This is a genomic window from Comamonas halotolerans (assembly GCF_030162935.1).
Taxonomy (GTDB): Bacteria; Pseudomonadota; Gammaproteobacteria; order Burkholderiales; family Burkholderiaceae_C; genus Comamonas; species Comamonas halotolerans.
Window position 1 is genome coordinate 205,073 of record NZ_JASAUZ010000023.1, and the last position, 26,307, is coordinate 231,379.

Below are 26,307 nucleotides of genomic sequence, written 5' to 3' on the forward strand. Positions count from 1 at the left end.
GTCAAAGAAAGCGTAAAACATGCATGCGCCGCAGCCCCCAACCCAACCCCAAAATCAAGCCATAAGCAACGTGGGAAACATGCGCAGCGTGGGCAAATATGCCACCCTGCTGATGGCGGGGCTGCTGCCTCTATGGCTGATGGGCTGCGCTGCCCCCAGCCCCAAGCCCGAACCCACGGAGGCCTTTGACCCCAATCTGCCCTTCAAAGCGCAAGTGATTGGCCTGCAATGGCTGAATCCCTTGCAACGGCGCGACTACCCCACGCAGTGGCAATTGCTATGGACGCAGGGCCTGGTTCAGCCCAATAAAAATGATGACATGGTAAAGGCTGAACCGAAAAATTTCACATCCGTTCAGTCTGTGGCGGGCATTGCCTCTGGAAACAAAGGAGAAGAATCATTTATAGGATTTTACGAAAAGTATGTTACAAAGTTTCTAAGCTATTTTAGAGACATATACTTTATGAACTCTAATTATTTTTATACCGTAGCCCCGAAGAATAAAAAAGAATGGCGCGAGCTGGCGGGCACCCATATTGAGTTTGCCATTCCAGAAAAAAGATTAGACCTGGAGGAATCCAGAGAGTATTTACGCAAAGAGTTTATTGATACATTTGATATTGGCAACCCTGGTTTCAAAACACTCTGGACCAAAAGCACACCACCCGATATCCACATCACCCAAGGCGGCCCCAACGCAGGCTTTTCTTCCTTAAATGCCGCGCTGGAATATTTGCAGGCCCACCCCCAAGAAAGCGTCTGGGCCATGAACTGGGATGCGCCCAGTTTTCCTCCTAAGGATGCGCAGATAAACGAAAACATGGCCTTGCTTATTCTGGCTGGCCCCGAGCTGCAAACTGGCCGCCGCCCTCTGGCCTGGATTGGCAAGGCAGCCACCGCCCACACCCAAGACTTTGAGGCCCAGCCCGGCACCACCCGCGCTGTGCAGGCCTGGAAGGCCGCCATTGATGCTGCCGCCCACAACGCGGGCCTGAGCACCGCAGACATTGGCTTCACCATTCACGATGCAGGCAAAGGCTCAGACGCTGCTTCTCAGCGGCTGGCCCCGCTCAGCCGCAGCTTGACCGAAGTCCTGCCCGAGTTTGACTTCAGCCAGCACACCTTCAACACCGCAGGCCTGCTGGGTGACATGGGCGCTGGCACAGCCCTGACCAATGTGGCCCTGGCCATTGGCCGCGCCAACCACCTGGGCGTCAATGTGCTGGTGGCTGGCACCACCCATGCCAACCAGCCCACCGCCGTGGTCGTGGTGCCGCCCGCCGAACTCACCCCCATCAACCCCAACAAAGACTGGTTCCGCGCACGCGGAGAAAACAACGCCTACTTGCCCTGGTGGGGCCTGCGCCATGAGAAAGTGGGTAAGTTCATGCAGGGCTACTCTGAATAAATAGAGCGTCAAAGAAAGCGTACAACATGCATGCGCCCAAGCAGCCCCCAACCCAACCCCAAACTCAAGCCATAAGCACAGTGGGAAACATGCGCAACGTGGGCAAATATGCCACCGTGCTGATGGCGGGGCTGCTGCCTCTATGGCTGATGGGCTGCGCTGCCACCAGCCCCACGCCCGAACCCACACAGGCCTTTGACCCCAATCTGCCCTTCAAGGCGCAAGTGGTTGGCCTGCAATGGATGAACCCCTTGCAGCGGCGCGATTACCCCACGCAATGGCAAGTGCTATGGACACAGGGCCTGGTTCAGCCCAATCAAAATGATGACATGGTAAAGGCCAATCCGAAGAAATATAAAACCCTTCAGCCTGTGGCCATTGTGGCTTTCGGAAATTATGGAGAAGAATCATTTAGAGGATTTTATAGAAAATATATTACAGAGGTTCTAAGTTATTTTAGAAACAGATACTTCATGAATTCTGGCTATTTTTATACCGTTGCCCCTAAAAATAATAAAGAATGGCGTGAACTGGCTGGCACCCATATTGAATTTGCCATTCCAGAAAAAAGATTAGACCTGGAGGAATCCAGAGATTATTTACGCAAGCAATTCCTCAGCACCTTTGATATCGGTAACCCTCATTTCAAAACACTCTGGACCAAAAGCACACCACCCGATATCCACATCACCCAAGGTGGACCCAATGCAGGCTTTACTTCCTTAAATGCCGCACTGGATTATTTGCAGGCCCACCCCCAAGAAAGCGTCTGGGCCATGAACTGGGATGCGCCCAGTTTCCCGCCTGAAGACGAGCAAATGAACGAAAACATGGCCTTGCTTATTCTGGCTGGCCCCGAGCTGCAAACGGGCCGCCGCCCCCTGGCCTGGATTGGCAAGGCAGCCACCGCCCACACCCAAGACTTTGAGGCCCAGCCCGGCACTACCCGCGCCGTGCAGGCCTGGAAGGCCGCCATTGATGCCGCCGCCCACAACGCGGGCCTGAACACCGCAGACATTGGCTTCACCATTCACGATGCAGGCAAAGGCTCAGACGCTGCTTCTCAGCGGCTGGCCCCGCTCAGCCGCAGCTTGACCGAAGTCCTGCCCGAGTTTGATTTCAGCCAGCACACCTTCAACACCGCAGCCCTGCTGGGTGACATGGGCGCTGGCACAGCCCTGACCAATGTGGCCCTGGCCATTGGCCGCGCCAATCACCTGGGCGTCAATGTGCTGGTGGCTGGCACCACCCATGCCAGCCAGCCCACCGCCGTGGTCGTGGTGCCGCCCGCTGAGCTCACCCCCATCGACCCCGACAAAGACTGGTTCCGCGCACGCGGAGAAAACAACGCCTACCTGCCCTGGTGGGGTCTGCGCCATGAGAAAGTGGGTAAGTTCATGCAGGGCTACTCTGAATAAGAAAGACGAACTATGCGAGGAATCATTCGGGTGGGCGATGCCACCAGCCATGGCGGCAAAGTCATTGCAGGCGCACCCCACAGCACAGTTATGGAACGGCCAGTGGCAAGACTGGGAGATTTGTGTGTATGCCCCATGAAAGGCCACAAAGCCTGTGTAATTGCGGAAGGCGATCCGTCATTTCTGGTGGATGGAAAGCCTGCGGCATTTGACGGGCACAAGACCTCTTGTGGAGCCTCGCTGATCTCCAGCATGCCAAGCTCAGCGCGAGATTAAGCCGTACTCATAAGCACGCCAGGCATTGCGGCTGTGCGTACAGCCCCTCCTTGCCGAACATGCCTGATGCTTGGCGTTTGGCGCACTGCACTGCGTCAAGCCAGCGCAGTCAGCGGGTACTGCCCACTGAGTATTGGCCCGCACAGAATGCGGTAGCCATCGGCATCAAACCCGGCGGCCACTGTGGCCAGTTTGCGTGCAGCACGCAGATCAGGCGCGCTGCCCAGATAGCACCAGTTGCGCACCACATGCAACTGACGCAGATCGCTGCAGCGCTCCTCCAGCGCCACTGCGCCTGCGTGCGGCCACACGGCTACACGCAACTGTTCGAGTGCGCTGCGCAGACGCTCATCGTGCAATTGCTCACTTTCTTTGCCGCAACATGCTCCGGCACAGCGCTTGACCATATGGCGAAAACACGGACGCCTCGGTGCGATGCGTTCCAGCCCCAAGCGCCCACTGCAAAGCTGAAACTGGTCGGCTAGCGTGCGCACCGCTTCCAAAGCGGCTTGGCGGCTCGCAAACAGACCAAAAAGACCTTCAGCGCGTGCGAAGTCCATGTCACGCGAGAACACCACCTCTGGAATGCCCTGCTTCAGTTGCAGGCTGCATAACTGTTTGTTGCGCCGTAGTTTTTTATTGAACAGCGGTTGCTGCTGTTTGATCATTTGCGCTTCCAGCAACTGCGCCCCCAGGTCACCCGCTGTGCGGATAAAAGTGATGTGCGAGGCTTGCTGCAGCATGCGCGCCTCATTGGCGTTGCGCAGGTGAGAGAGAATGCGTGCGCGCAGGTTGATGCTTTTACCGATATACAGGGGCAGAAGACCATCGGGCGCATGGAAGGTGTAGACCCCGGGCGCTGCTGGCAGCCCAGGCAGGGATGCGCGCAGATGCTCGGGATAACTGCCTGCCATCCCGGTTGATAGGTCTTGCCCTCTTGCTCCCCCCTGCGTTTGCGGTGCCATGCATGCATTCTTGCGTGAATACGTAGGACTCACATGTGCAGGCGCGAAAGACCAGACTATGTTTGTAGCTGTACCCACAAGACATACGTGCCCTGCCCAGGGTGTGTGACATTGCAAGGCAAGAACTATGGAATTGCGCCAGTTGCGCTACTTTGTGCGCGTGGTGGAGCTTGGCTCCATGAGCCGCGCTGCCATGGATTTGAACATGGTGCAGTCGGCACTGAGCCAGCAGATCAGCCGCCTGGAAAGCGAGCTGAGTACCCGCTTGCTGCAACGCACCAGCAAAGGCACGGTGCCCACCGAGGCAGGCATTGCTTTTTTCCATGAGGCACAGCTGACGCTCAGGCATTCGGAGCAGGCCATTCGCGCAGCGCAGCAGGCGCGGCTGTCTGGAGCCGTCAGCATCGGGCTGTCACCCACGATTGCCTCGGTGCTGGGTCTGCCGCTGATGAAGGCCATGCGGGAGCGCTACCCCGATGTGCGCTTGCACATGGTCTCTGCGCTGTCGGGCCACCTGGCCAGCTTGCTCAATGCGCGCCAGCTGGATCTGGCCATTTTGTTTGATGACCAGGGAGCAAGGCGCTGGAGTGTGCAACCCTTGCTGGAAGAAAAGCTCTACCTCATCCAGTCCAAGCACCAGCCTGTCTGCCCACATACCGAAACCACCACCCTGGCCCAGTTGCGTGGTGTACCCATGATCCTGCCTTCCGGCAGCCATGGCCTGCGCTACTCCATCGTCACCGCATTTGCCCATGCGGGCATCCCGCTGAACATGGCCCTGGAAATTGATGGCCTGCCCTTGCTGATGGAAGCTGTGATGGCCGGCATGGGTGCCACGGTGCAGCCGTGGTCGGCAGTCAAACTGCACCACGCCACGCAGCAAGAGTTTGTGTGGTCAGAGATTATTGACGGGCAGGTGCGCCGCCCGGCCATGCTCTGTGGCCTGTCCGAAGACGAGCTTTCTCCTGCCGCACTGGCTGCGCGGGTAGTGTTGATGGACTGTGCCCAGCAACTGGTGCAAAGCGGTGTCTGGGCGGGTGCAACGCTGTGCCATCACAAAAACTGATACCCCCTTCGCTTCTGCCCCCTGCCTAGCGGCGAATGCTTTCCCTACAGTCAAAACTCCCCACGAGTGAGACTGCAAGGAGAGAGATTCATGGACACCGATGTTCTGGTCATCGGTGGTGGCAACGCCGCCCTGTGCGCCGCCCTGATGGCGCGCGAAGCAGGTGCCCGCGTGCTGCTGCTGGAGTCCGCACAGCGCGCCTGGCGCGGCGGCAACTCCGCCCACACCCGCAACCTGCGCTGCATGCACGATGCACCGCAAGATGTGCTGGTTGAGGCTTACCCCGAAGAAGAATACTGGCAAGACCTGCTGAAGGTGACTGGCGGGATCACCAACGAGCAGCTGGCGCGCATGGTAATTCGTGCGTCATCCACCTGCCGCAACTGGATGCGCAAACATGGTGTGCACTTTCAGCCACCGCTGTCCGGGGCCTTGCATGTGGCACGCACGAATGCGTTTTTCATGGGGGGTGGCAAAGCGCTGGTCAATGCCTACTACCGCAGCGCAGAAGCGCTGGGTGTGGAGGTTCGCTACGAGTCGCCCGTGGACAAGCTGGAAATTGAGGATGGCGTGTTCAAAGCCGCCTATGTCAAGGGCCAGCGCATCACGGCCAAGAGCTGTGTGCTGGCTGCGGGTGGCTTTGAATCCAACCGCGAATGGCTGCGCGAGGCCTGGGGTCAGAACGAGCGCGGCGAATGGCCTGCGGACAACTTTCTCATCCGGGGCACCGCCTTCAATATGGGCGTGTTGCTCAAGCACATGCTGTACGAACAAAAAGCCGACAGCCTGGGCGACCCCACCCAGGCCCACATGGTGGCCATTGATGCGCGTGCGCCGCTGTACGACGGAGGTATCTGCACACGCATTGACTGTGTCTCGCTGGGTGTGGTGGTCAACCGCGATGCCGAGCGCTTTTATGACGAGGGCGAAGACTTCTGGCCCAAGCGTTACGCCATCTGGGGCCGACTGGTGGCCCAGCAGCCCGGCCAGATTGCGTATTCGATCATCGACAGCAAAGCCATTGGCCGCTTCATGCCCCCCGTATTCCCCGGCGTGAAGGCCGACAGCCTGCCCGAACTGGCCCAGAAGCTGGGCCTGGATGTGGATACCTTCATGCGCACCCTCAACGCCTACAACAGCGCCTGCAAGGTGGGCACGTTTGATCACACGGCGCTGGACGACTGCCACACAGAAAACCTGCTTCCAGCCAAAACCCACTGGGCGCGCCCCATCGACACAGGCCCCTTTTACGGCTATGCGCTGCGCCCCGGTGTGACGTTCACCTACCTTGGCCTGAAGGTGGACGACACCGCTGCGGTGCGCTTTGACAACCAACCCAGCCGCAACCTGTTTGTGGCGGGCGAAATGATGGCCGGCAACGTGCTGGGCAAGGGCTACACCGCGGGTGTGGGCATGTCGATTGGCACGGCCTTTGGCCGCATTGCAGGGCGCAATGCCGCCCTGGCTGCGGCAGGCAAGGACGCCGAGCACGGCGCTGTGAAAGATGAGGTGTAAGCCGTGAGCATGCAATCCCTACAAGAACTGGGCCAGCAAGCCCAAGCATTGGCGACCGGCAAGGTCATTCCGATTGTTCCTGCGCCAGCCATGTCGGCTGCTGAAAGCGAAGTCGCCCGTGTCATGCAGATTTGCAATGCCTGCCGCTATTGCGAAGGTTTCTGCGCGGTATTCCCTGCCATGACGCGCCGCTTGGAGTTTGGCAAGGCCGATGTGAATTACCTCGCCAACCTGTGCCACAACTGCGGTGCCTGCCTGCACGCCTGCCAGTACGCTCCGCCGCATGAATTTGGCATCAACATTCCCAAGGCCATGGCCGAAGTGCGTGGCCAGACCTATGCGGACTACGCGTGGCCGCCTGCGCTGGGCAGGCTCTACCAGCGCAACGGCCTGACGCTGGCGCTGGCGCTGGTGGCAGCGCTCACACTGTTTCTGGTGCTGGCTGCCATGCTCCAAGGCGGTGGTCTGAGCGCGCTGTGGGGTGCCGATCTGGGCGCCAACTTCTACAGCCTGTTCCCCCACAACCTGCTGGTCAGCATGTTTGCCCCGGTATTTTTGTTTGTGGTGTTCGCGCTGTTCATGGGCGTGCGCCGCTTCTGGAAAGACATCAAACCCGCCACCAGCGGTGCGGACGTGAGCAGTGCCGCGGCCACGGAGGCCACCAGCGACGTGCTGCGTCTGAAGTATCTGGATGGTGGCCACGGCGATGGCTGCCACAACGAAGACGACGCCTATACCTTGAAGCGCCGCCGCTTTCACCACCTCACGTTCTACGGCTTCATGCTGTGTTTTGCCGCCACTTCAGTGGCCACGCTGTACCACTATGCATTCGGCTGGCAGGCACCGTATGACCTGCCCAGCCTGCCCAAGATTTTGGGCCTTGTGGGCGGCGTGATGCTGGCGCTGGGCACTGCGGGCCTGTGGCAACTCAACCGCAGCCGTCACCCCATGCATGGCGATGCCAAGCAAAAGCCCATGGACCTCGGCTTCATCGCCTTGCTGTTCCTGGTGGCTACCAGTGGCCTTGCGCTGTGGTGGGGTCGCGGTACTGCGGCGCTGGCCTTGCTGCTGTGCCTGCACCTGGGCGCGGTCATGGCCCTGTTTGCCACCTTGCCCTACGGCAAGTTTGCCCATGGCGTGTTCCGCACGGCAGCCTTGCTGCGCCACAACACCGAAAAGCGAGAACCCAACCCCATCGGCCTGGGTGCCGATTGACCCATTTCTCTTTGCGCGCGCAAATCACATAACCAGGAGACCCTCGATGAAAAAGCGTACGTTGATCCAAGCCGCCGTCATGGCCGTAACCTCTCTGACTTTGGGCGGCAACGCCTTGGCTCAGGAATTTCCGCCGAAGAAGCCCATCACCATGGTGGTTGGTTTTGCTCCCGGTGGCGCTGCTGATGCTGCTGCGCGCACCATTGCCAAAACGCTGGGGGAAAACATTGGTCAGTCCGTCATTGTGGAAAACCGAGGCGGTGCGGGTGGCAACATCGCCCATGGTCAGGTGGCCAATGGCCCCGCGGATGGCTCCATGATTCTGTTTGGCTCCATCGGGCCGCTGGCGATTGCGCCGCACCTGATGAAGCTCAATTACGACCCTCTCAAAAGTCTGGCGCCTCTGTCGGGAGGTGTGAACTTTCCCAACCTGCTGGTGGTGCACAAGGGCGCGGGCATCAAGAACCTGAAAGAATTTGTGGCCAAAGCCAAGGCAGAGCCCAACAAGCTGGACTTTGCTTCAACAGGCGCGGGCTCTGCATCCCACCTTGCCGGTGAGTTGCTCAATCAACGCGCAGGGATTCAGACCGTGCACGTTCCTTATAAAGGCGGCGGCCCTGCCATGCAGGACTTGCTGGGTGAGCGTGTGACCAGCTACTTTGCGGCCCCACCTACCGCCATGCCGCAAGTGGAAGCAGGCCGCCTGATTCCGATTGCCACCACTGGCCTGACTCGTCCAGCGTATATGCCCAATATTCCGACCGTCGCCGAAGCAGGCTACCCAGGCTTTGAGGCGCTCAACTGGTATGCCTTTGTCGCTCCAGGCAAAACGCCAACTGCTATTTTGGATCGCTGGAATACAGAGATTGTCAAAGCACTCAAAGACCCATCCGTCAACAAAATGCTGACCGAATATGGTCTGACGCCACAGCCCACCACACGTCAGGAACTGGCCGATTTCATCAAAAAGGAATATGACCAATGGGGCAAAGTCGTGAAAGAAGGCAACTTGCAAGGCGGCAACTAAGCCTCCATCGTCACGCCCATTTCCTTCACTCATTTCCTTCGCTTGACAGCCACCTTCGGGTGGCTTTTTTTGCGTCTTTCTGCGTTGCTACCGCAAGAGGTTTCAGGAGGCAGGCTCAAGAAATGGTGACCAGGAAGGAGTGACTAAATACTGGCTTTCCGGGCTCGCAGGGCTAGTAGTTTCAAGCGTCTACGCCTTTTTACAGTACGTTCCGCCTTGTTACAGCAGCGTCACAGCTGCATCCACATACTGTTTGGAGAAATCTTGCCCGGTCGACGGAAATAACAATGCAAACCCGGTATTGCCCCGCCCAGGGGACCGAAGGAAAGGTATTCAGTTTTGGCAGCGTCTGTATTCAAACTGCGTTACAACCCTGCGCTTGATGGCTTGCGCGGTGTAGCCATCATTTTGGTGATCTTGTCTCATGCCCATGCGCCGCTATTCAACGGTGCATTTTTTGGTGTTGACCTGTTTTTTGTTCTCAGCGGCTTTTTGATCACTTCGCTGCTGCTACAGGAGTTCCAGACCAATGGGCAGCTCGACTACTGGCGTTTTTACCGCCGGCGCTTCTTTCGACTGATGCCGCCACTGGCGCTGTTTTTGGCCACCTATTGCCTGGTAGCGCCACATATCTGGCCTGAACTGGACGATATCTACTCCGATGCACTGGTATCCCTGCTGTATCTGGCTGATTACGGCATTGCCTTTTTTGACAGCCCCGACACCCTGCTGCACATGTGGTCGCTGTCTGTGGAAGAGCACTTTTATCTGATCTGGCCACCACTGCTGGTGTGGTTGCTGCGCAAAGTCACTCCCGGCAGGGTATGGGCTCCGCTGCTGGGTTTGTGGGTGTTGAGCACGCTGTGGCGGGCATTGTGGGTGTTTCAAGAGCAAGAGTTCTATGAGGTGTTCTTCCGTTTCGACACCCGCGCTTCGGGCCTGCTGGCTGGTGCGCTGCTGGCGGCGCTGATGGTAGAAAAACCGCAATGGATAGAGCGTCTGCAGTCTCTGCGCAGCTACACCATGTGGTTGGTACTGGCCGTGCCGCTGCTGATGGAGCTGGAGTGGTCCAACATGCATGCCCTGCTTTGGGGAATCACCGTTGTGGAGTGTGCAACCATTGTGCTGTTGCTGGCGGTGCAATCGCCCAAGGGCTTGGTGTATGAAATGCTCACCGCACCCACACTGTTGCGACTGGGCAAGCTGTCCTACGGTATTTACCTGTGGCATTACCCCGTGGTGCGCTATTTGCGTGCGGATTATTCCTGGCCAGTTGCCGTGGCTGGAACACTTGTAATATCAGCAGCGCTTTCCGCCCTGTCTTTTTATACGATTGAGCGCTGGGCCATGCGTTACCGCGATGGTCGCGCCCCAGCCGCAAAGGCGCAGCGCCCACAGCGTGAACGGCAGGAACCCCATTTGCAGCAAGCCTCGAACCACTCCTTCTGATAGCGCCATTTGCAATAGGCGGGGTGCACTGGCCCGGGGTTGAGCAAGCTCCCTCAACGGCAATATTGCGTGCACAGCATGACGTCCGGACTTCATGAACAGAGCGTGTTTTTTGCTCTGTCTGCAAAACCTTGCTCTGCAGCTTTGGGCCAAGCCAGCGACAATAGCGGCTTGCCCTGCTCCACAAGCCGGGCTTTTGTTTTGGTTTGCTGCAACGCTGCGCCCTCGCCAACCCTTCGCCCATGACTGCTCCTGCCCCACGCGTGCTGTCGCTCATCCCTCCGATGACACAGCTCAACACGCCCTATCCTTCCGCGCCTTACTTAACGGGCTTTTTGCGCACACGCGGCATAGATGCGGTGCAGGAAGATCTGGCGTTGGCGCTGGTGCTCAAGCTGCTGTCTCGAGAAGGTCTGGCGCAGATCATTGAGCTGGTGCAGGCGCAGTTTGATGCCGACCCTGACCGCCTCTTCAGCCCCGCAGTACAAAGTTTCATGGGCCAGCGCGATCGCTATCTTGCGACGGTCAACCGTGTGATCGCCTTTTTGCAAGGCAAAGACAGTACGTTGAGCCACCGCATTGTCAGCCGCACCTGGCTGCCCGAGGGACCTCGCTTTGATGCGCTGGAGCACTATATGGACGATGGCTCGGGCGACCCTGTGGGCTGGGCTTTTGGCGCACTCGGGCAGCAAGACCGCGCCAAACACTACGCCACGCTGTACCTCAACGACTTGGCCGACGTGATACGCGATGCAGCCGATGCGCGCTTTGAGTTTGTGCGCTATGCGGAATCACTCTCGGGCAACCAGCCCACCTTTGATCCGCTGGCACAAGCATTGGCCGCAGCTCCCACGCTGGTGGATGAGGCACTGGCCGAGCTGACACGCAAAGCCATCTGGCGCCACCGCCCGACAGTGGTACTGCTGTCCACGCCTTTCCCTGGCTCTGTGTATGCCGCATTCCGCATTGCGCAGACCATCAAGGCAGAGTTCCCATACATCAAGCTGGTGCTGGGTGGCGGCTTTGTGAACACCGAGCTGCGCGATCTTGCCGAGCCGCGCGTGTTTGACTACTTTGACTTCGTCACGCTAGACGCGGGCGAGCGTCCCTTGCTGGCACTGCTGGAGCACCTTCGTGGCGAGCGAGGCCGCTCACGCCTGGTACGCACCTTTGTACGCAACGATGAAGGCGCTGTGCAGTACATCAACATGATGGAGTCCGACATTGCTTTTGCAGAGGTGGGCACGCCCACCTGGGATGGACTGCCGATTCACGACTACCTTTCGCTGCTGGACATGCTCAACCCCATGCACCGCATGTGGAGCGATGGACGCTGGAACAAGCTCACCATTGCCCACGGTTGCTACTGGAAGAAATGCAGTTTTTGTGACGTTAGCCTGGACTACATTGGCCGCTACGAAGGTGCCAGTGCCACAGAGCTGGCCAATCGAATTGACGCCATCGTGGCCGAGACCGGGCAGACCGGCTTTCACTTTGTGGACGAAGCGGCACCGCCCAAAGCGCTCAAAGCACTGTCCAAAGAGTTGATCGAGCGCGGCACCGAGATCAGTTGGTGGGGCAACATCCGATTTGAAAAAACCTTTTCACCTGAGCTGGCCGAACTCATGGCCGAAAGCGGTTGCATCGCCGTATCAGGTGGCCTGGAAGTGGCCTCCGACCGCCTGCTGAACCTGATGAAAAAAGGCGTGTCCGTGGAGCAGGTAGCCCGCGTGACCAAGGCCCTGACTGACGCCGGCATTCTGGTGCATGCCTATCTGATGTACGGCTTCCCGACGCAGACCGTGCAAGACACGGTGGATGCGCTGGAATATGTTCGTCAGTTGTTTGAAAACGGCTGCATCCAGAGCGGATTCTTCCATCGCTTCGCCTGCACCGTGCACTCCCCCGTGGGCCAGAACCCTGCGGAGTATGGCGTGACCCTGCCAGAGATGCCCAAGGCCACATTTGCACGCAACGACATTCCATTTATCGACCCCACCGGGGTCGACCATGACAAGCTGGGGGTGGCGCTGAAAAAAGCCATCTACAACTTCATGCATGGCGTTGGCGTGGAAGAAGATGTACGCAACTGGTTTGACTTCAAAGTGCCCAAACCCACCGTGCCACGCAACAAGATTGCCAAGGCGCTGGCGGCCAAGCATTAAGCAAAGGCGTTATCACAGGAACCGAGCGTCAACCGCTTCCATCAATTTTGAAATTGGTCGCCTTGACCACGCCTTTCCAGCGTTCAATGTCATCGCGGATGATTTTTTCCAGCTCCTTGGCTGTGCTGCCAATGGGCATATGGTCCATGCTCGTCAGTCGAGCCTGCATCTCCGGCAACTGGACAACGCGACGGGCTTCTGCTTCCAGCAGATCCACAATCTCCTGCGGTGTGCCTTTAGGTGCCAGCATGGCTGACCACGAATTGAAATTCATACCTGGTATGCCCAGTTCCTTGAGCGTGGGCACATCAGGCAATGAAGCGACACGGTGATCCCCGAACACCGCCAATGCACGTACCCTGCCTGCCTTGATTTGCGGCAGTGTCACCATCGAATCCACGCTGAAATCCACCTCGCCTTTAATCACTGCCTGTGCCTGCAATGCGGTTCCCTTGTATTGGGCGTTGATGATGTGTGGCGCAGCCAATGCGCTTTTCAAGGCTTCCGTAATCAGCACAATCATGCTGCTACCGGAAGAAGCCGTCAGTGGTTGATCGGTTTGTTTTGCACGCTGGACAAACTCCTGAAAGTTCTTCACCGGCAGATCGTTCTTGACCACCAGCGCAAAAGGAATGGTGCTGATCAGGCTGATGGGCATCCAGTCATTGATGCCATCCACGCGCGTTTTGTAAATCAGTGGTGCAAGCGTTTGCGCGCCAGCTGTATTCATCAAAAGGGTATAGCCGTCGGCCTTGGCGCGTAATGCAGCCTCCATGCCGATGATGCCGTTGGCTCCTGCTTTGTTGTCCACGACAAAAGCCTGCTTCAACCCCTCGCCCATCTTCTGGGTGATCAGTCGTGCTACCAAATCCGTGGAGCCGCCAGCGGTATATGGCACCACCATGGTGATTGGCCGATCTGGATACGGCTCCTTCGCCCAGACACGAGGCCCGACCAAACCCAGCAAACCCGCCGATGCCAAAAAATTGCGGCGGCGTATCCTCCCCAAACCTTCCATGTCTGCGGTCATTGCACACTCCTTTCGGGTATTTGCATTCCTCAACATCAAGAAAAAGCGAACAGTGGTTGCGATCCATTCACCTGAAATCCATTGTTGAAGACTGCTGAGGCAGAGCTTTCAGGGTTTGCCCTTCTTCCTGCTGTAAACCCGCATGCTTCAAGTACCGCAGGCGACAGCAAATACCTTTACGCATCAATCTGTTAGGAATTCACCCCGCAGGCCATGCATAAAAAAACCAGCACAAGGCTGGTCTTTTTATGCATGATTTCCTGCTTACCTCACTGCGCTGCAGGAGGCGCTGCCCCCGGTGTCACAGGTTCTTCGGCTGGATCTGGTGCTTCCAAGGCTGCCGGTGCTTCATAGCCGTAATGCATCTCTTGTGGCAGCAGGCTGTTGACCCAACCCAGACGCCACGCCAGCGCAGCCAAGATCACCAGCAAGACGATTGCCAGCAGCCAGCGCTTGCCGTGCTTTTCTTCATAGGGGTCTTTCAACATGCGCTTGGCCTTGGCTGGCACTTTGGCGGTTTGGGACAGTGAATTGCCCAATTGCAGATTGATCTTCATGCGGCCATTGATGGCCCAGCCGCTGGCATCCAGGATTGGGCCCAGACTGCGTTCGCGCAGTTTGAGCCAGGCGATCAGCATGCTGGGGCCAGAAATGGCCAGAATGATGCCTACCAGCGCCACTGGAATCCAGGGGCCCAAATCGATGAACTTACCGAAGATGCCGACGGCCACGGCACTCAAAGAACCCAGTGCCACGCCAATGGCTGCCACAGTTCCTACATCCGTCTTTTTGGCAGGCGCAGGCGCTACAGCTGTGGCGGGTGTACCCACCTCGGTCAGCTTGGCAGCCTGATTGTCCAGGTTCGCAGTCACTGTGGCATCTTTGGCCGCCGCACGTTTGGCCACCTGCTCCTCCACCATGCGCAGGAACTTCTTGTACGGAGAGAAAAAGGCCTGGCCAATGCTGGTGGGGTTTTCAATCAGCTTGACGATGGTGGCATCCCAGTCATTGCCTTCGCGGTCATAGAAGATACCGTTGCGTCCAACGAAGAGGAAGTCCACATCTCCAGCCGTGAACGCCGCCACGATATGACGTTTGACCCCGTTGCGCCGACATTCGCAGTAAGCGAGAAACACCTTGGCCATGCCGGCCAGCGTGGCGTGGGTTGCTGCATCCGCCACGTCCACGGTCAAGTCACAGCTACGACCATCCAGGAGCAAAGTACCTGCCTGGAAAGCCGCACCTTCGCGGCTGTAGAACTGAGAGAACGAGACAAAATTGTTCAGCAGCGCCAGCAGATCACGCTGGAGCCGAATCAGTTTTTCCAGCGCAATTGCGTGTTCGCTGTGCTGTTTTTCGTCTTCATCGTGCTGGATGAAAGCTTGCAGTTGCGCCTGCATGCCACTGGCCAGCAAGGCTTGCGCATCTTCACTGCTCATCTCGCCCAAGGGTGTCAATGGGTAGGCTTCCAGCCAGGCTTGGCAAGGTGCCAACTGCTCTTTGAGCATGGTCCATTGCACCACGCTCAGGCTGTCTTGATCGCCCAGCAATGGCAACACCGCATCCTGGCGCAAAGCACGCATGGCATCGGTCCAGGCTGGGTTGATGCCATGCAGCAAAGGCAAGTCACCACCTGCTCTGACTGCTGCCAATGGCAGGGCTGCAATGGCAGCGTCTTGCTGACTCAACTCCTGCACAGCCAAAGCTGCGTAGCCTTCTTTGCTTGGGCTCAATGGCTCCAAGGCAGTGGCATCAAAAGCCACCAAGCGTGTACGTGCAAAAAAGTCTTCCACCTTGGCCCGCACGGCATTCAACGCTTTGGCAGCAGCCATGGCCTGCGCTTGAGATGGCAGCGCACACGTATTGCTTTGAGCGGCAGCATGCCAGTCGGCAATGGCTTGGACATCGGTAAAGAAATGGTCTAGCTCGGCGCGTCCCAGCCCCGGCTCGCCATCACTGCCGATGGCTGCACCATAGGCTTCCATGATGCGTGCCACCAACTCCGCCAATGCAGGGTGTTCGCCCAGCGTTACGGGGTTCAAGATGCCATCACCATTGAACGGCATGGCATTGAGTGATGCCAGACGCGCCTGTACATCGGTCAAGGTCACGCTTGGAGCGCCTTCCTGCCCCTGCAGTTTCAGGATGCGTTGCGCCTCATCCAGCAGTGCCTGGCCCTCTTCGGTATCTGTGTTGATGCTGTCCAGCGCCAGCACCTCTGTGCCTTTCGTCAACGTGTCCGGGTCTTTGACCAAGGAGACAGCCCACTTGCAGGCTTCAATCAATTCAGGGGCACGGATACGCCCATCAGCATCTTTATCAATCAAGTCCAGCGTAGCGCTGTCGAACTCGATGCCACGGGTGGGACAGGCTAAGGCCACCCACAGCTTCTGATCCAATTGACCAATGTTTGCGATATCTTCCCCAGTGCGGATCGAAACCTGATCCACCCCACCGGCACGAAAAAACTGCCACTCATGTTGTTTTTGTTGCATGACGCTCGACTCTGTTGTGATACCCCGTGAGCACGCTTTGCAATGGCTGCGCCTCACGTCAACCCTCAAGTTTAAAAGCGCCACATGGGGTAAACCCGCTAAAGCCGATCCATCACACGACACGCAAGGTGTTACAGACATTGATTGACAAAGTTCCCAACATGCCACAATGGCCTGTATGCCAGTGATCAACCCGCGCTCTGACACCTATATGCCCGCTTCCAGCACAGAGGAAATCGGCATCATGCCGGAGCTGTATCGCCTGAGCGTTGGCCCAATGCATGCTGCGTACTACCAGGAGCAGTTCCATCGATTTGAAGCTCTGGGCCGTACCATGCCCAGCTGGAACCATGGCGCTGCCTTTTTCACCCTGGCGTGGTTGGTGCTGCGAAAATTGTGGCGTCCTGCACTCATTTATGCAGCGTTCCTGCTGACTGCGATCGCTGTCTGGGCATTCGTACTGCATGCGCGCGTACCCATTCAGGTCGAAGCCGCAGCATGTTTGCTGTCCGGATTGCTGCTTTGCGCCATTCCCGGTTTGTTTGCCAATGGTTGGTACTACAACCATGTGCGCAAACAAACATTGGACACCCTCAGCCGCGCCACATCCTTGAGCCATGCTCGAACATTGCTTGCTCAGCACAGCCCTGACAAAAGGCGCCTCCAGGTGATTGCGCTGATGCAGGCTTTGCTTGGTGTGATCCTTGCTGCTTGGCTCTACCAGCAACGCCCCTCTGACAGCGAGCACGACAACGCTGGATCCACACCTGCTTCATTGGTGATTCCTGCGCCTGCCAGGCTGCCCCAAGCCACACAGCCATCCGCTTCCATCGAGGAAGAGTTGTCGGAAGCCACCGGGATGCAGAACCCCGTCAATGCAGATGTCCTCCCATCGGCCCCGCCCCTGTCCACAACACCCATCCAGCAGAGGGTGACTCCGGAACCATTCTCAGAGCACAACAAGCCAGCTCTTGCAGCTGCATCCACCGCTTCACAAGAAGTGCAAACTCCGCGTGCATCGGCACAAACAACGGCCGCCAAAACGAAGATTGAATCAACGAGTGGCAAAAAAACGCCATCCACTTCGTTGATCCCTGGCAAGTATTACCTCAATGCAGGTGTGTATGCACAAGCTTCGAATGTGGAGCGTGCCACCCAAAAACTTCAAGCCGCTCAGTTTCAGGTCTTGCGCCAGACCGTCTCCAGCAAGCAGGGAACACTCACACGTCTGCGCATCGGGCCATTCAACAGCCCGCAGCAAGCCCAACAAGCGGCCACCAAGGCTCAGAAACTGGGCATCGAGACTTCGGTGTTTTTGCACACAAATTCATAAGCCCACGCTGCACAGCGTAACAATCCGACACACACCGGGCATGCCGAATTGCGGGTGTGCTGTTAAGGTACGCGTTGGTTACAAATATGGAGTTATGTGCATGCGCTCTTCCCTGCAAATACTGACCCTGGTAGCAACATCGGTCGTTCTGGCCGGCTGTGCCATGTCTCCTCCCGCAGGTTCGCCCAAGTCCAGCACTGGTCACAACCAGCCCCCACGGCCTGTGCAGCGCTGTGACGCCACCGCCGCGCAATGGGCAGTTGGTAAGACCAATACAGAACATAACATCAACGAAGCACGCAAGCGTGCTGGTGCCTATATGGCGCGCGTGTTGCGGCCCGGTCAGCCCACAACGCGCGAATTCAATGCCGAACGCTTGAATCTGGAAGTCGATGCCACAGGCCGCATCATTGCTGCACGCTGTGGCTGACATGCCAGCGCTTTTGCTTGCAGCCATCTAGGCTGATAACAAAGCGTGCCATGCCTATAAAAAAAGCACCCGCATGGGTGCTTTTTAACGAGCCAGCTGGTTCAGCTATAACCCTCTGGATGCTCGACTTTAAGCGTCATCCAGGAATAGTTCCTGCAAGTCGCTCAGGAAGTCAAAGCCTCGCTCGGTAGGCTTTACAAGGCCTGCCTTGTTTTCAATCAGCCCTCTGCGCTGTGCCTCATCCAACGCCGAGCGAATGGTGCTAATGGGCAAGCCTGTACGGTCCAGATAGTCCTGAATCGCAAAGCCACCACGCAAGCGCAATGCATTGAGCATGTACTCAAACGGCAAGTCCTTGCGGCGCACATCTTCATCGCTGGCCAAGGCGCGTCCTGCCAAAGCAGCTTCCATATAGCGCAGTGGATCACGCAGCTTCACCTGGCGCACAATCCGGTGCGCAAAGCTGAGCTTGCCGTGCGCGCCCGCGCCAATGCCCAGATAGTCACCAAATTGCCAGTAGTTGGTATTGTGAAAACACTGGTGACCTTCCCGCGCATAGGCAGAAATTTCATAGCGCTGCATGCCTGCTGCACCCGTCATGGCCGTAATGCAGTCCAGCATGTCATAGGCCGCATCTTCTTCCGGCACCACGGGCGGAAACTTGGCAAAGTAGGTATTGGGCTCAATCGTCAGATGGTAGATCGATATGTGCGGTGGCTGAAAACTCAGAGCAGTCTCCAAATCCTTCACCAGATCCGCTTGGGTTTGCCCCGGCAAAGCGTACATGATGTCGAGGTTGAAGGTCTCGAAAGACGCAGCCGCCTCTTGCACCGCAGCGCGCGCCTGAGCACCATCATGCACCCGGCCCAGGGCCTTCAGGAAATGATCGTCAAAACTTTGCACACCAATCGACAGGCGCGTGATTCCTGCTTGACGAAAAGCCTTGAAACGGTCTTTCTCGAACGTGCCAGGGTTGGCCTCCATGGTGATCTCGCAGTCTGGCTCCATGCGCAGCCGCGCGCGCAGCCCCGAGATCAGGCGGTCAATGCTTTGCGGGCTGAACAGACTGGGGGTGCCGCCGCCAATAAAGACACTGTGCACCGTACGGCCCCAGATTAAGGGCAGGCTGGCCTCCAGATCAGCCATCAATGCATCGATGTAACGCTGTTCCGGCACGCCTCCTTCAGCACTGCTCCGATGTTCGTGGGAATTGAAGTCGCAATACGGGCACTTCTTCAAACACCAGGGCAGATGGATGTACAACGACAACGGGGGAAGCGCTGGCAGCCCCAGGGTGCCCGCACGCATATAGTGCTGCACATCTTTAGGCGCCTGTCCGACTTGTGGCTCCTTGCCCGCAGAAACAATGGCAATGCTCATACCAGGGTCAAGCCATCCAGGAAGTGCGCAACAACTCCATCATGGCGCGTGTGCTGCGGCCTCGGTGGCTGTGGTCATTTTTGAATTCAGGGGCCATCTCGGCAAATGTCTTGCCAACTTCAGGAATGATGAGCACCGGGTCGAAGCCAAAACCGTTGCTGCCTCTGCGCTCCTTGGCAATCTCCACGTTCACGCGACCCACGGCAATCAAAGGCTCAGGATCCTTGGGATGACGCACCCCGACCAGAGTGCTGACCATGGCAGCCTTGCGATTGGCGTGCGGTGCCAGATTCTCCAGCAGACAAGTCACATTGTTGGCATCGCTTTTCTCGTAACCATGGTGGGTACAGTAGTACGCTGTATCTACACCAGGCTGTCCACCAAAAGCGTCCACGCACAGACCTGCATCATCAGCAATGGCAGGCAAACCCGTTTTCTCTGCGGCAAAGCGCGCCTTACTCAAGGCGTTTTCAACAAAAGTCCCAAACGGCTCCGGGGCTTCACCTTCAAACAAATCACCTTGACAAATCAACTCCACGCCCAGCGGTGCGAACATGGATTGCAACTCGGCCAGCTTGCCGCGGTTATTGGAGGCTAAAACAATTTTCATGGGTCAATTCGTGCGTTAACGCTGATTCAGCACACAGTCACAGTACAAGTCGCTAACACCATCTGGCAAAACCAAGGTTTACGGCTGAAACAAGCCTCCAGACCACAGACGGTTCCAAGTACGACCAGGCGAAACAACGACCAGGTTGGCAGTGTTAACGGATCTAAAAGCTATTGATTCTGATAGTCACACAAGCGCAAGACGTGGCATGCGCAATGCAAACAGACACGAAGTGTGCTCCAAACAACAAGCCCATGTAGGCTGGTGCAGTGCACCATCACGTTTTGCTGGCAGCGGTACGCCGGATCGCCGCGTTGATTTCGGCAATATTGCGCTCGATTTCTTCTTCGTCCAGTGGATCGTCCAGGGTTTCCAGGTCATGGGAAGACTGGATCGTGGAAGCAAACAATTCGCTCAGGGAAGCTGAATGGGTGCTGATATCGTATTCGCTGCTCGCAGGAGCCGACATTTCCCACTCCAGCGCCAAAGCCGTCACATTGTCACTTTTGTCCCCGGCGATTTGCAGAGCAGACTCCACCAAAGCGGGTATTGCTTCATTCACAGGCTGCACAGACAAACCATGCAATAGCGCGGGTTCTTTGAGAACTCCCCACAAACCATCCGAACACAGAAGCAGGCGGTCTCCGCTATGCAGCACATGAGGACCACTCAAATCGAAAATAGGCTTGCCCGCTGCACCCAGGCAGGTGAAGAGCACATTGCGATTCAACAATTTGTGCGCCAAGCGAATCGGAGTGACCGCGCTGCGCTCCATCTCCATATAAGAATGATCTCTCGTACGAGCCAGCAACTGCCCATCACGCACCCAATACAGGCGGGAGTCGCCGCAATGCAGCCAAGTGACCTGTCCTTGCTGAATAACTGCAACCACCACCGTAGTACGCGGTGAGTCCGGCATACGCTGCAGTTTGGCGTAACGCTGGATGCGCTGGTGGGCCGTCATTACCGCGCGGCTAAGAAACTCAGAAGGATCTTTCAAGGCTGGCTGAGCTTCTCGCTGAAATTGCGCAGCAATACTTTGCAGTACCAACTGTGCTGCTACCTCACCTTCCGCATGTCCGCCCATTCCGTCGGCCAGCAAGAAAAGTGCAGCTTCCCGTGTGTAGCAGTAGCCCATGCGGTCTTCATTGACGGCTCGGCCACCACGGCGACTGAGTTGAAATATGGAAAACTTCATGGAGCTTTCACGCGAACCGAGGTATCTGTAGGTGTCAGGCTCTTACGCCCCTCTCCAATCAAGGCGTCCAGTTGCAAGCGGATTTTCTCTGACACGCTCAGTGGCGTATAGCTGCGCTCCGGCTCATTGCTCAAGGCCTTGTGAAAGGCAAAAACCGATTGTGGACGGGCCATGGGATCCAGCTCCGTGGACCATTGCACCAGCTCCAGCAAATTGTCTGAATACACGCCACGCAGACGGGCCAACGCGACACCCAGACGATCTTTGTCACGCCTGCTGGGTACATCGGCAGGGGGCTGCCCTGTCATGCAGGCAAACATGCATGCGCCTACCGCATAAATATCAGTCCAAGGCCCCATATTGGCATTGCGCTTGTACATTTCGGGAGCGGCAAAGCCAGGGGTATACATGGGACGAACAAAGTTGCCTTCCTTGTTCAGAACCTCACGCGCCGCACCAAAGTCAATCATGACGGCACGATCCTCGTCCGTGATAAAAATATTGGCTGGCTTGATATCCAGGTGCAACATCTTGTGCTGGTGCACGATGCGCAGGCCCAGCAGCACCTCGTCAAACAACGCACGAATGGTGGATTCACGCAGTACCTTGGCGCGTTTCTTTCCGCGTGCAAGCACGATGTACTCCTGCAGGGACGCCCCACGCAGAAAGTTCATCACCATGTAAACAGTCTCGTTTTCACGGAAGAAATTGAGCACACTGACTACCGAGGCGTGGGAAATTTGCGTCAGTGCACGACCTTCTTCAAAAAAACTTTTCAGCCCCAGTCGATACAGAGAGACTTTTTCTTGCGCGACTTTGGGAACCAGCTCACCAGGACCGCGCGTGGCCAGTGCAGCAGGCAAATATTCTTTGATAGCAACCTCTTGCCCTTGCTCGTCTTTGGCTAGATACACAATGCCAAACCCACCTGACGCCAGCTTGCGCACTATGCGATAGCCGCCAATTAAGGTATCGGGAGGCAGGGAAGCTGGCTTGATCCGGGAAGACATTTTGTGCAGGTAAACCTCAAGGTCGGAGCGGAAACTGGATAATCACCCAATTGCAAGTAACCAAAGATATGTCCAATGCCAGTTTACAGCATGACCGGATACGCCAGTGTGCAGCACGCACCGGCGTCTACTGAGGACAACGCCTCTGCACAAAACGTGCGTTTGGGGCTTGAAATCCGCGCAGTCAACAGCCGTTTCCTGGACCTCACGTTCCGCCTGCCTGATGAGCTGCGCAGCCAGGAGCCTGCGTTGCGCACGCTGCTGACCCAACGCCTCAAACGAGGCAAGGTTGAAGTGCGCGCAGCCATTGATGTGGATGCTTCGGCCTCCCTGCCCCAGCCTACACCGGCACTGCTGCAACGCATGCAGTCCGTGCAAGATCTGGTGCAAGCCTGGCTGCCCGACGCCAAAGCATTGACCGTCTCTGACGCGCTGCGTCTGGCTGGCAGTGGCAATGCCGTGCAAGTGGATTGGCAAGAGATCGTGCCCAACCTGGCCGAGAACGCAGTGACAGAACTGATCGATGCCCGCGCTCGCGAAGGCAAGCGCCTGGCCGAAATGCTCAAAGACCGCTTGCAGCAGTTGCGTGAGCTGGCCGCGCAAGCCGTGCCTTTGGTTCCGCAATTGGTTGAACAGCAACGCCAGCGTTTTTTGGAGCGCTGGCAAGAAGCCATGGGCTTGACCGAAGGCCAGGTGGCCCCTGAAGCTGCCCGTGAGCGCGCCCTGTCAGAAGCTACCGCTTTTGCCATCCGCATTGATGTGGCAGAAGAAATTACACGTCTGAACTCGCACTTGGACGAAGTAGAGCGCCTGCTCAAAAAGGGCGGTGAAATCGGCAAGCGTCTGGATTTCCTGATTCAGGAAATGCACCGCGAAGCAAATACATTGGGTTCGAAATCGGCGGCCCTGGACCTGACACGCATCAGCGTGGACATGAAGGTGCTCATTGAGCAAATGCGCGAGCAAGTCCAAAACATTGAATAACCACCGTTAAAACCACAGGGCGCGCAAGCGCCCTTTTTGCAAGGGTGTCACAGACATCCGCGTTTTTTCTTATGGAACATCCTGGAAACCTATTTGTTGTCGCAGCTCCCAGCGGAGCCGGTAAGTCCAGCCTGGTCAAGGCCCTGCGCTCTTTTGATGCGCGTGTCTACCCTTCCGTCTCGCACACCACCCGCCCTCCCCGCGGCCAAGAAAAACATGGCCGTGAATACTTCTTCGCTTCAGAGCAAGAATTCGATGCCATGGTGGCCAACAATGCCTTTGTGGAATGGGCGAATGTGCATGGCAAGCGCTACGGTACGTCCAAAAAAGGAATCCATGACCGTCTGGCCAATGGCGAGGACGTGTTGCTGGAAATTGACTACCAAGGCGCACTTCAGGTGCGTGAGGCATTTCCCCAGGCCGTGCTGATCTTTATCCTTCCTCCGAGCTGGGAAGAGTTGCGCGCTCGCCTGGAAAACCGTGGCGAAGACGCACCAGAAGTCATCGAGCTGCGCATGAAAAATGCCGAAGAAGAGATGGCGCAGGTCGGAAAATTCGACTTCGTTATAATCAACGAGTTATTTGAGAGCGCACTGTTTGACCTGAAGGCTATCATCCACGCCCAGCGTCTGAAGTATGTGTCGCAGCGCCGCTTGCGCTGTGATGTATTTGAATCGCTCAACCTTTCCTGAATTCCCCCGGAGTACCGAGATGGCACGCATCACTGTTGAAGATTGCCTGGAGCAAATCCCTAACCGCTTCCAGCTTGTGCTGGCCGCCACTTACCGCGCACGCATGCTGAGCCAGGGCCACACCCCCAAGGTGGAATGCCAGAACAAGCCTGCCGTAACCGCACTGCGTGAAATCGCAGAAGGCAAAGTGGGCCTGGAAATGCTGAAAAAAGTTCCAGGTTAAGCCCTGACAATGTTCAGAATCTGCCCTCACTCGGCAGACAATAGAAGCACCGTATCGCGGTGCTTTTTTTTTACAATGCGCACAGCGCCTTTCCCGCGATACATTTAGGGTATGAACGCGGCCTTTAACTCCAAAACAGACGACTCTCCCCGAACTTCGCCAGACGTGAGCCTTGACGCACGTCTGGAAGCTGCGTCTCGCGTTTCAGCCACGCACTTTGAGCGCATGCTCGAGTACCTTACCTACCTGTCTCCGGCAGATATCGAGCTTGTGCGCCAGGCGTGGCTTTATGCCGACAAAGCGCACACCAACCAATGGCGCAGCAGCGGTGACCCTTACATCACTCACCCGATTGCCGTCACCACGATCTGTGCGCACTGGAAACTCGATGCCCCTGCTCTCATGGCCGCCTTGTTGCACGACGCCATGGAAGACTGTGGCATCACCAAAGCTGACCTGATTGAACGCTTCGGGCCCGTGGTAGCTGATTTGGTGGATGGGCTGACCAAACTGGACAAGCTCCACTTCAACACGCGTGAGGAAACCCAGGCCGAGTCCTTCAGAAAAATGCTTCTGGCCATGGCCAAGGACGTACGCGTCATTCTGATCAAACTGGCCGACCGCACCCACAATATGCGCACCATGGGCGACATGCCACGCAGCAAGTGGGGTCGCATTGCCTCGGAAACGCTGGACATCTACGCGCCCATTGCGCACCGTCTGGGTCTGAATCAGACCTACCGCGAGCTGCAGGATCTGTCTTTTCATTACCAAAAGCCCTGGCGCTATGCCACATTGGAAAAGGCAATTACCAAATCCCGAGCGCGCCGCCATGATTTGGTGTTGCGCGTGCAAAACGAAATTGCAGCCGAATTTGACCGCGTCAAGATGCCCGCACGCCTGGCCGGTCGTGAAAGCACGCTGTACTCGCTCTACCAAAAGATGATTCGCCACCACCTGACTTTTGCGCAGGTGACCGACATCTACGGTTTTCGCATCATCGTTCCCACCATCACAGACTGCTATACCGCCCTGGGCATCTTGCACCAGATGTACAAACCGGTGCCCGGGAAGTTCAAAGATCACATTGCGATGGCCAAGGCCAACGGCTATCAATCGCTACACACCATGCTGGTAGGACCCTCGGGCGTAAACATCGAGTTTCAGATTCGCACCGAACCCATGCATATCGTGGCTGAAGCGGGTATTGCGGCTCACTGGCTATACAAATCGCAGGGCAAGCCAGAAGCGCTGAACACCAAGTGGTTGCAGTCGCTTCTGGATATCCAGACCGAAACCAACGATGCCACCGAATTCTGGGATAACGTGAAGGTGGATCTCTTCCCGGACTCCATTTATGTCTTTACGCCCAAGAGCAAGATCATGGCCATGCCGCGTGGTGCCACAGTGGTGGACTTTGCGTACGCCATCCACAGCAACATTGGCCATCACACCGTTTCCGCACTGATCAACGGTCAGCCCACTTCGCTGCGCACCCAACTCAAGAGTGGCGACGTGGTGCAAATCATCACCGATGACAACGCCACTCCCAATCCCGTTTGGCTGGGCTTTGTTAAAACTGGCCGAGCACGCTCCAAGATTCGCAACTATCTCAAGACGGCTGCACACAGCGAGTCCATGACGCTAGGAGAAACCTTGCTTACCCAGGCGCTGCGGGAAGAAGGCATTGCCGCCATTCCCAGCAATGACGATAGCAACCAGGCCCTATGGACTGCTGTGCTCAACAAGGCCAACAGCAAGAGCCGCGAAGATTTGCTGACGGACATCGGCATGGGCCGCCAAGCCGCTGGTTGGGTAGCCCGCCACTTTATGGCCGAGCTTTCCAGCAAGGGACTGCGTCCTGACGCCGTGCTATTGAGCCAAGAGCGCTTTTCCAGCACCGACCAGCGCAGCTACAGCACAGTAGCACTGGATGGCAACAACAACGCATCCGTGCGCTACGCATCCTGCTGCCGCCCTGTTCCAGGCGATGCAGTGGTAGCCTACCTGGGCCGCGGAGACGGCTTGCACGTTCATAACGCACTATGCATCAACGCCAAGCGACTACAAGCCACCGACAGTGAACGTTTCGTTCCCGTGGAGTGGGCTGATGAGAGCAATCAAAAGCTGTATGAGAGCGGACTCAGCATCACCATTCACAACCAGAAGGGTGTGCTGGCCCGCATAGCCACAGAGCTGAGCGATGCCAATGTGGACATCCGCCGCCTGGAAATGGACGATGAAGCTGCCATGCAAACCACCGAGCTGCGCTTTATTGTGTCGGTGCATGATCAGCAGCAGGTCGAAGGCGTTTTGCGCAGCCTGCGCCGCATTCCTACGGTGGTGCGCGCCTCACGCATCATGCCGCTGGAATGATTGCTCCTCAAGGTTGAATCCATAAACGCAGCTCCTTCGCTG

The 26,307-nt window shown here is 57.1% G+C and carries 22 protein-coding genes; 15 read left to right on the plus strand and 7 right to left on the minus strand.

Annotated elements, in window-relative coordinates:
• The first annotated feature begins 112 nt into the window (after nt 1-112).
• The 3 genes from QEP11_RS11505 to QEP11_RS11515 all read left to right on the plus strand — a co-directional run bounded on the left by QEP11_RS11505 (nt 113) and on the right by QEP11_RS11515 (nt 3,102).
• Nucleotides 113-1,408, plus strand: coding sequence for a virulence factor (locus tag QEP11_RS11505; RefSeq protein ID WP_413788727.1), 1,296 nt, complete (start codon nt 113-115; stop codon nt 1,406-1,408).
• An 89-nt stretch (nt 1,409-1,497) separates the two neighbouring features.
• The gene (locus QEP11_RS11510; protein ID WP_413788719.1) at nt 1,498-2,826 is read left to right on the plus strand and encodes a virulence factor; all 1,329 of its coding nucleotides are present in this window, start codon (nt 1,498-1,500) and stop codon (nt 2,824-2,826) included.
• A gap of 12 nt (nt 2,827-2,838) precedes the next feature.
• On the plus strand, nt 2,839-3,102 hold the full coding sequence (locus QEP11_RS11515; RefSeq protein WP_284336792.1) for a PAAR domain-containing protein: 264 nt from the start codon (nt 2,839-2,841) through the stop codon (nt 3,100-3,102).
• 95 nt (nt 3,103-3,197) lie between these two features.
• On the opposite strand, the gene cho is transcribed toward QEP11_RS11515, so the two are convergent.
• On the minus strand, nt 3,198-4,067 hold the full coding sequence (gene cho / locus QEP11_RS11520; RefSeq protein WP_284336793.1) for an excinuclease Cho: 870 nt from the start codon (nt 4,065-4,067) through the stop codon (nt 3,198-3,200).
• Nucleotides 4,068-4,194: 127 nt separating this feature from the next.
• On the opposite strand from cho, the gene QEP11_RS11525 reads away from it, so the two are divergent.
• The 6 genes from QEP11_RS11525 to QEP11_RS11550 all read left to right on the plus strand — a co-directional run bounded on the left by QEP11_RS11525 (nt 4,195) and on the right by QEP11_RS11550 (nt 12,504).
• A complete protein-coding gene (locus QEP11_RS11525; RefSeq protein ID WP_284336794.1) occupies nt 4,195-5,133 on the plus strand; it encodes a LysR family transcriptional regulator in 939 nt (312 codons plus the stop codon).
• A 90-nt stretch (nt 5,134-5,223) separates the two neighbouring features.
• Nucleotides 5,224-6,648, plus strand: a complete 1,425-nt coding sequence (tcuA, locus tag QEP11_RS11530; RefSeq protein ID WP_284336795.1) for an FAD-dependent tricarballylate dehydrogenase TcuA — start codon at nt 5,224-5,226, stop codon at nt 6,646-6,648.
• A 9-nt stretch (nt 6,649-6,657) separates the two neighbouring features.
• Nucleotides 6,658-7,863: a tricarballylate utilization 4Fe-4S protein TcuB gene (tcuB, locus tag QEP11_RS11535; RefSeq protein ID WP_284337023.1), complete on the plus strand. Its 1,206-nt coding sequence runs from the start codon at nt 6,658-6,660 to the stop codon at nt 7,861-7,863.
• Between the two features lie 46 nt (nt 7,864-7,909).
• Nucleotides 7,910-8,890: a Bug family tripartite tricarboxylate transporter substrate binding protein gene (locus QEP11_RS11540; RefSeq protein ID WP_284336796.1), complete on the plus strand. Its 981-nt coding sequence runs from the start codon at nt 7,910-7,912 to the stop codon at nt 8,888-8,890.
• 339 nt (nt 8,891-9,229) lie between these two features.
• Nucleotides 9,230-10,339, plus strand: coding sequence for an acyltransferase family protein (locus tag QEP11_RS11545; RefSeq protein WP_284336797.1), 1,110 nt, complete (start codon nt 9,230-9,232; stop codon nt 10,337-10,339).
• 242 nt (nt 10,340-10,581) lie between these two features.
• On the plus strand, nt 10,582-12,504 hold the full coding sequence (locus QEP11_RS11550; RefSeq protein ID WP_284336798.1) for a B12-binding domain-containing radical SAM protein: 1,923 nt from the start codon (nt 10,582-10,584) through the stop codon (nt 12,502-12,504).
• 28 nt (nt 12,505-12,532) lie between these two features.
• Here QEP11_RS11550 and QEP11_RS11555 read toward each other — a convergent pair whose 3' ends face one another.
• The gene (locus QEP11_RS11555; RefSeq protein WP_284336799.1) at nt 12,533-13,534 is read right to left on the minus strand and encodes a Bug family tripartite tricarboxylate transporter substrate binding protein; all 1,002 of its coding nucleotides are present in this window, start codon (nt 13,532-13,534) and stop codon (nt 12,533-12,535) included.
• Nucleotides 13,535-13,803: 269 nt separating this feature from the next.
• Nucleotides 13,804-16,029: a hypothetical protein gene (locus tag QEP11_RS11560; protein ID WP_284336800.1), complete on the minus strand. Its 2,226-nt coding sequence runs from the start codon at nt 16,027-16,029 to the stop codon at nt 13,804-13,806.
• A 178-nt stretch (nt 16,030-16,207) separates the two neighbouring features.
• On the opposite strand from QEP11_RS11560, the gene QEP11_RS11565 reads away from it, so the two are divergent.
• Both QEP11_RS11565 and QEP11_RS11570 read left to right on the plus strand, forming a co-directional pair.
• Nucleotides 16,208-17,362 carry an SPOR domain-containing protein gene (locus QEP11_RS11565; RefSeq protein ID WP_284336801.1) on the plus strand — a complete coding sequence of 385 codons (1,155 nt, stop codon included), beginning with the start codon at nt 16,208-16,210 and terminating at the stop codon, nt 17,360-17,362.
• Between the two features lie 100 nt (nt 17,363-17,462).
• Nucleotides 17,463-17,792 (plus strand): I78 family peptidase inhibitor, encoded by a 330-nt coding sequence (locus QEP11_RS11570; protein WP_284336802.1) that lies wholly within the window; start codon nt 17,463-17,465, stop codon nt 17,790-17,792.
• 129 nt (nt 17,793-17,921) lie between these two features.
• Here QEP11_RS11570 and hemW read toward each other — a convergent pair whose 3' ends face one another.
• From hemW to QEP11_RS11590, 4 genes are all read right to left on the minus strand, one after another.
• Nucleotides 17,922-19,172, minus strand: a complete 1,251-nt coding sequence (gene hemW / locus QEP11_RS11575) for a radical SAM family heme chaperone HemW (protein ID WP_284336803.1) — start codon at nt 19,170-19,172, stop codon at nt 17,922-17,924.
• 7 nt (nt 19,173-19,179) lie between these two features.
• On the minus strand, nt 19,180-19,782 hold the full coding sequence (gene rdgB, locus QEP11_RS11580) for an RdgB/HAM1 family non-canonical purine NTP pyrophosphatase (protein ID WP_284336804.1): 603 nt from the start codon (nt 19,780-19,782) through the stop codon (nt 19,180-19,182).
• 277 nt (nt 19,783-20,059) lie between these two features.
• The gene (locus QEP11_RS11585; RefSeq protein WP_284336805.1) at nt 20,060-20,980 is read right to left on the minus strand and encodes a PP2C family protein-serine/threonine phosphatase; all 921 of its coding nucleotides are present in this window, start codon (nt 20,978-20,980) and stop codon (nt 20,060-20,062) included.
• Nucleotides 20,977-21,990 carry a serine/threonine protein kinase gene (locus QEP11_RS11590; protein ID WP_284336806.1) on the minus strand — a complete coding sequence of 338 codons (1,014 nt, stop codon included), beginning with the start codon at nt 21,988-21,990 and terminating at the stop codon, nt 20,977-20,979. The genes QEP11_RS11585 and QEP11_RS11590 overlap by 4 nt, the downstream gene beginning before the upstream one ends.
• Before the next feature lie 90 nt (nt 21,991-22,080).
• Here QEP11_RS11590 and QEP11_RS11595 point away from each other — a divergent pair, with 90 nt between their 5' ends.
• From QEP11_RS11595 to QEP11_RS11610, 4 genes are all read left to right on the plus strand, one after another.
• A complete protein-coding gene (locus tag QEP11_RS11595) occupies nt 22,081-22,974 on the plus strand; it encodes a YicC/YloC family endoribonuclease (protein ID WP_284337024.1) in 894 nt (297 codons plus the stop codon).
• A 71-nt stretch (nt 22,975-23,045) separates the two neighbouring features.
• Nucleotides 23,046-23,666 (plus strand): guanylate kinase, encoded by a 621-nt coding sequence (gmk, locus tag QEP11_RS11600; RefSeq protein WP_284336807.1) that lies wholly within the window; start codon nt 23,046-23,048, stop codon nt 23,664-23,666.
• A gap of 19 nt (nt 23,667-23,685) precedes the next feature.
• The gene (gene rpoZ / locus QEP11_RS11605; RefSeq protein ID WP_219162602.1) at nt 23,686-23,889 is read left to right on the plus strand and encodes a DNA-directed RNA polymerase subunit omega; all 204 of its coding nucleotides are present in this window, start codon (nt 23,686-23,688) and stop codon (nt 23,887-23,889) included.
• A gap of 111 nt (nt 23,890-24,000) precedes the next feature.
• The gene (locus QEP11_RS11610; RefSeq protein WP_413788720.1) at nt 24,001-26,265 is read left to right on the plus strand and encodes a RelA/SpoT family protein; all 2,265 of its coding nucleotides are present in this window, start codon (nt 24,001-24,003) and stop codon (nt 26,263-26,265) included.
• Nucleotides 26,266-26,307: the final 42 nt, after the last annotated feature.

What these genes read in the sequence shown, in the direction of transcription:
- QEP11_RS11505 (WP_413788727.1), top strand. Translation starts at nt 113, where the DNA reads ATGGCGGGGCTGCTGCCTCTATGGCTGATGGGCTGCGCTGCCCCCAGC.
- QEP11_RS11510 (WP_413788719.1), top strand. Translation starts at nt 1,498, where the DNA reads ATGCGCAACGTGGGCAAATATGCCACCGTGCTGATGGCGGGGCTGCTG.
- QEP11_RS11515 (WP_284336792.1), top strand. Translation starts at nt 2,839, where the DNA reads ATGCGAGGAATCATTCGGGTGGGCGATGCCACCAGCCATGGCGGCAAA.
- cho (WP_284336793.1), bottom strand. Translation starts at nt 4,067, where the DNA reads ATGGCACCGCAAACGCAGGGGGGAGCAAGAGGGCAAGACCTATCAACC.
- QEP11_RS11525 (WP_284336794.1), top strand. Translation starts at nt 4,195, where the DNA reads ATGGAATTGCGCCAGTTGCGCTACTTTGTGCGCGTGGTGGAGCTTGGC.
- tcuA (WP_284336795.1), top strand. Translation starts at nt 5,224, where the DNA reads ATGGACACCGATGTTCTGGTCATCGGTGGTGGCAACGCCGCCCTGTGC.
- tcuB (WP_284337023.1), top strand. Translation starts at nt 6,658, where the DNA reads ATGCAATCCCTACAAGAACTGGGCCAGCAAGCCCAAGCATTGGCGACC.
- QEP11_RS11540 (WP_284336796.1), top strand. Translation starts at nt 7,910, where the DNA reads ATGAAAAAGCGTACGTTGATCCAAGCCGCCGTCATGGCCGTAACCTCT.
- QEP11_RS11550 (WP_284336798.1), top strand. Translation starts at nt 10,582, where the DNA reads ATGACTGCTCCTGCCCCACGCGTGCTGTCGCTCATCCCTCCGATGACA.
- QEP11_RS11555 (WP_284336799.1), bottom strand. Translation starts at nt 13,534, where the DNA reads ATGACCGCAGACATGGAAGGTTTGGGGAGGATACGCCGCCGCAATTTT.
- QEP11_RS11560 (WP_284336800.1), bottom strand. Translation starts at nt 16,029, where the DNA reads ATGCAACAAAAACAACATGAGTGGCAGTTTTTTCGTGCCGGTGGGGTG.
- QEP11_RS11565 (WP_284336801.1), top strand. Translation starts at nt 16,208, where the DNA reads ATGCCAGTGATCAACCCGCGCTCTGACACCTATATGCCCGCTTCCAGC.
- QEP11_RS11570 (WP_284336802.1), top strand. Translation starts at nt 17,463, where the DNA reads ATGCGCTCTTCCCTGCAAATACTGACCCTGGTAGCAACATCGGTCGTT.
- hemW (WP_284336803.1), bottom strand. Translation starts at nt 19,172, where the DNA reads ATGAGCATTGCCATTGTTTCTGCGGGCAAGGAGCCACAAGTCGGACAG.
- rdgB (WP_284336804.1), bottom strand. Translation starts at nt 19,782, where the DNA reads ATGAAAATTGTTTTAGCCTCCAATAACCGCGGCAAGCTGGCCGAGTTG.
- QEP11_RS11585 (WP_284336805.1), bottom strand. Translation starts at nt 20,980, where the DNA reads ATGAAGTTTTCCATATTTCAACTCAGTCGCCGTGGTGGCCGAGCCGTC.
- QEP11_RS11590 (WP_284336806.1), bottom strand. Translation starts at nt 21,990, where the DNA reads ATGTCTTCCCGGATCAAGCCAGCTTCCCTGCCTCCCGATACCTTAATT.
- QEP11_RS11595 (WP_284337024.1), top strand. Translation starts at nt 22,081, where the DNA reads ATGACCGGATACGCCAGTGTGCAGCACGCACCGGCGTCTACTGAGGAC.
- gmk (WP_284336807.1), top strand. Translation starts at nt 23,046, where the DNA reads ATGGAACATCCTGGAAACCTATTTGTTGTCGCAGCTCCCAGCGGAGCC.
- rpoZ (WP_219162602.1), top strand. Translation starts at nt 23,686, where the DNA reads ATGGCACGCATCACTGTTGAAGATTGCCTGGAGCAAATCCCTAACCGC.
- QEP11_RS11610 (WP_413788720.1), top strand. Translation starts at nt 24,001, where the DNA reads ATGAACGCGGCCTTTAACTCCAAAACAGACGACTCTCCCCGAACTTCG.